Source organism: Kitasatospora sp. NPDC001095 (genome assembly GCF_053598615.1).
Map to the genome: position 1 here is coordinate 1 of NZ_JBSFKQ010000112.1, position 4652 is coordinate 4652.

The 4652-nt window shown below is 74.3% G+C and carries 1 protein-coding gene; it reads left to right on the forward strand.

Features of this window, described 5'->3' with window-relative positions; translation table 11 throughout:
- The coding region (locus ACWDBB_RS35940) for an SDR family NAD(P)-dependent oxidoreductase (protein WP_449793610.1) at positions 1–4652 on the forward strand (4652 nt) is incomplete at both ends.

Genomic DNA, 4652 nt, shown 5'->3' on the forward strand with positions numbered 1-4652 from the left:
TGGACCACCCCCGACAATCGACCCCGCCGCGCCGCCGTCTCCTCCTTCGGCATCAGCGGCACCAACGCCCACCTCATCCTCGAACAACCCACCCCACCAACCGAACAGACCCACGACGAACCCACCCCCACGAGCGTCATCCCCTGGGTGCTCTCCGGACACAACGAGGCCGCACTGCGCGCCCAGGCGCGGCAGCTGCGCGAGCACCTCGCCGCGGCGCCCCTCCCCCGCCCCGCCGACGTCGCCCACGCCCTCGTCACCGGCCGGGCGCTCCTCGGCCACCGTGCCGTGGTCCTCGGCGAGGACCACGAGAGCCTGCTCGCCGGTCTGGACGGGCTGACGAGCGGGGACACCCTGGCTGCCGTGGTCGGAGGTGCCCCGGCAGGCGCCGACAGGGCCGTCCTCGTCTTCCCCGGCCAGGGCTCGCAGTGGGACGGAATGGCGGTGGAACTGCTGGATTCCCACGCCGTGTTCGCCGACAGCATCGCCGCGTGCGAGCGCGCCCTGTCGCCGTACGTGGACTGGTCGCTCACCGAGGTGCTGCGCCGCGCCCCCGGCGCTCCGGGGCTGGAGCGCGTGGACGTGGTGCAGCCCGCGCTGTTCGCCGTGATGGTGTCGCTGGCAGCGGTGTGGCGCTCCGTGGGCATCGTTCCCGCCGCCGTGGTCGGGCATTCGCAGGGCGAGATCGCCGCCGCGTACGTCGCCGGCGCGCTGTCGCTGGACGACGCGGCGAAGGTGGTCGCCCTGCGCAGCCAGGCGATCCGCGCACTCGCGGGCAAGGGCGGCATGGGCTCCGTACCGCTGTCGCCGCAGGAGACGGAGGCCCGGCTGGAACGCTGGGGCGGCCGGCTCTCGGTCGCGGCGGTCAACGGGCCGTCCGTCACGGTGGTGTCCGGTGATCCCGACGCGCTCGCGGAGCTGGTGGAGTCCTGCAGGGACGAGGGCATCCGGGCCAGGACGATCGCGGTGGACTACGCCTCGCACTCCGCGCACGTGGAGGAGATCCGCGACGCGGTGCTCCAGGCGCTGGCAGACGTGACGCCGCGCGCGTCGGACGTGACGTTCTACTCGACGCTCCTCGGCGAGCCCGTCGACACGACGGCGCTGGACGGCGACTACTGGTACCGCAACCTCCGCAACACCGTCCAGTTCGAGAAGGCGATCCGGGCCCTGGCGGCCGACGGCCACCGGACGTTCGTCGAGAGCAGCCCGCACCCCGTGCTGACCGTGGGTGTGCAGGAAACCCTCGAAGCGGCCACGGAGGAGACCGGGCAGGACGCCCCCACCGTGGTCGTCGGCTCGCTCCGTCGCGACAAGGGCGACTGGCGCGAGTTCCTGACCTCCCTCGCCACCGTGTTCGTCGGCGGCCACGAGGTGGACTGGGCCGCGGTGCCCGGCACCGCGGGGCCGGCGCGGCCGGTGGAGCTGCCCACCTACGCGTTCCAGCGCCGCCGGTACTGGATCGAGACCCCGGCCGCGACGGGAGACATGGCGGGTGCCGGACTCGCCACGGCGGACCATCCGCTGCTGGGCGCCCTGGTCTCCCTCGCCGATGACGGCGGGCTGCTGCTCACCGGCCGGCTGTCGGTGCGCGCCCACCCGTGGCTGGCCGATCACGCCGTGGCGGGCACCGTCCTCCTGCCCGGCACCGCGTTCGTGGAACTGGCCCTGCGCGCGGCGGACGAGGCGGGGTGCGACCAAGTCGACGACCTCACGCTCGAAGCACCGCTGATCCTCCCCGAAGACGGCGAGATCCAGCTCCAGCTGGCCGTGGGAGCGACGGACCCCTCGGGCCGGCGCCCGCTGCGCGTGTACTCGCGTCCCACGGCCGACGCCCTCGGCGCGAACGACGGGGAGTGGACCCGGCACGCGACCGCCTTCCTGGGCCTCGGCGAACCGGCCGCCACGGAGGCCCTCGGCGCCTGGCCCCCGGCGGGCGCCACGCCCGTCGACCTGACCGCGCGCTACGAGCTCCTCGCCGCCCAGGGCTACGAGTACGGCCCCGCCTTCCAGGGCCTGAGCGCCCTGTGGCAGCGCGGCGGCGAGCTGTTCGCCGACGTGCGGCTGGCGGAGGAACAGCGGGAAGGAGCCGAAGCCTTCGGGCTCCACCCGGCGCTGCTCGACGCGGCCCTGCACGCCGTCGTGCTACGGGACCACGCAGAGGACGGGCCGCTGCTGCCCTTCGCCTGGGACGGCCTGCGGCTGCACGCCACGGGGGCCCGGGAACTGCGGGTGGTGTTCACGCCGACGGGCCGGGACACCACGTCCGTCATGGCCTACGACCCGACGGGAGCCCCGGTCGCCGAGGCCGGACTGCTGGCCCTGCGGCCCGTCTCCGTCGAGCAACTGGCCGCCGCGAGCCGCACGTCCGGGCCCGGCCGGTCGCTGTACCGGCTGGACTGGTCGCCACTGGCCGTTCCCGCGGCGGACGGCGCCGCCCACCCGGAGCCGGTCGCGCTCGCCGCGGCCGGCGCGGGCTCGGACGCGGTGCTCCCCGTCACGGGCGGCGACCTGCACTCCACCCTCGGAGAAGTGCTGCGTACGGTCCAGGAGTGGCTGGCCGACGAGCGCTTCGCCGACGCGCGGCTGATCGTCACCACGCGCGGCGCGGTCGCCACGCGGGACGGCGACGACGTCACGGACCTCCCCGCGGCGGCCGTCTGGGGTCTGCTGCGCACGGCGCAGTCCGAGCAGCCCGGGCGCCTCGTCCTGCTTGACGCGGACGAGGCCGAGCCCGCCGCCGGTCTCCTGCGGACCGCGCTGGCCACGGGTGAACCTCAACTCGCCGTACGGAACGGCGAGTTCCGTGTACCGCGCCTGGGGCGTGCCGACCGCGCCGAGGCCGGTGGACGGGGCCTCGACCCCGAAGGCACCGTCCTCGTCACCGGCGGCACGGGCGGCCTGGGCTCGCTGCTGGCCCGGCACCTCGCCACCGAGCACGGCGCACGCCACCTCCTGCTCGTCAGCAGGAGCGGCCCCGACGCCAACGGCGCAACCGAACTCCAAGCCGAACTCACCGCACTCGGCGCCCACACCACCATCACCGCCTGCGACGTCGCCGACCGCGACGCCCTGGCCGCACTGCTCGCCACCGTCCCCGACGAACACCCCCTGACCGCCGTCGTCCACACCGCGGGGACGCTGGACGACGGCACCTTCGACAGCCTGACGCCGGAACGCCTGGCCACCGTGCTCGGCGCCAAGGCCGACGCCGCGTGGCACCTCCACGAGCTGACGCGGGACCGCGACCTGAGCGCGTTCGTCCTCTTCTCCTCCGTCGTCGGCACGATCGGGTACGCGGGACAGGGCAACTACGCCGCCGCCAACGCCTACCTCGACGGCCTCGCCGCCCACCGCCGCGCCCACGGGCTGCCCGCCACCTCCCTGGCCTGGGGCCTGTGGGAGGAGGCCAGCGGCATGACCGGACACCTGGGCGGCGCGGACATCGCGCGCATGGCACGGGCGGGAGTGGCACCGCTGCCCTCGGACGAAGGGCTCGCCCTCTTCGGCGCGGCGCTCGCACGCGTGGAAGCGACGCTCGTGCCGGCCCGGCTGGACCTCGCCGGACTGCGCTCTCGCGCCGTCCCGGACGGAGTGCCACCGGTCTTCCGCGGCCTGGTCAGGGCTCCCGTGCGCCGCGCCGCGCAGGCGATGGACGACGAGCGCGGGGACGGCGGCTGGGCACAGCGCTTCGCCGGCCTCCCCGCGGAGGAGCGCGACCGCGCGCTGCTCGACTTCGCACGTCGTCAAGTGGCCACCGTGCTCGGCCACGGCGAGGCCGACGGCGTCGCCGCGAACCAGCCGTTCAAGACACTGGGCTTCGATTCGCTGATGGCGGTCGAGCTCCGCAACCGTCTCAACACCGCCACCGGCCTGCGCCTGCCCGCCACGCTCGTCTTCGACCACCCCACGCCCGCCGCGCTCGCCGGATACCTGGGCGAACGGATCACTGGAAGCGCGACGGCCGGAACGACCACCACCACGGCCGTCGTCGCGACGACGGACGACCCGATCGTCATCGTCGGCATGGCCTGCCGCTACCCCGGCGGAGTCACGTCACCCGAGGACCTCTGGCAGCTCGTCGCCAACGGAACCGACGCCATCGGCGGCTTCCCCACCGACCGCGGCTGGAACCTCGACGACCTCTACGACCCCGACCCCGCCAAAGCCGGACACATCTACACCCACAAGGGCGGCTTCCTCCACGACGCCGCCGACTTCGATCCCGAGTTCTTCGGCCTGAGCCCACGCGAAGCCCTGGCCACCGACCCCCAGCAGCGCCTCCTCCTGGAGACCGCCTGGGAAACCCTCGAACGCGCCGGAATCGACCCCACCGCGCTGCGCGGCAGCCAGACCGGCGTCTTCACCGGCGTCATGTACAACGACTACGGTTCACGGCTGAGCAAGGTGCCCGAGGAACTGGAGGGTTACCTGCGGAACGGCAGCTATGCCAGCGTGGCCTCCGGCCGGGTGGCCTACACCCTGGGCCTTCAGGGCCCGGCGGTGTCCGTGGACACCGCGTGCTCGTCCTCGCTGGTGGCCCTGCACCTGGCCGTGCAGGCGCTGCGCAACGGTGAGTGCACGCTCGCGCTGGCGGGCGGCGTGACCGTCATGGCCACGCCCAACACCTTCATCGAGTTCAGCCGCCAGCG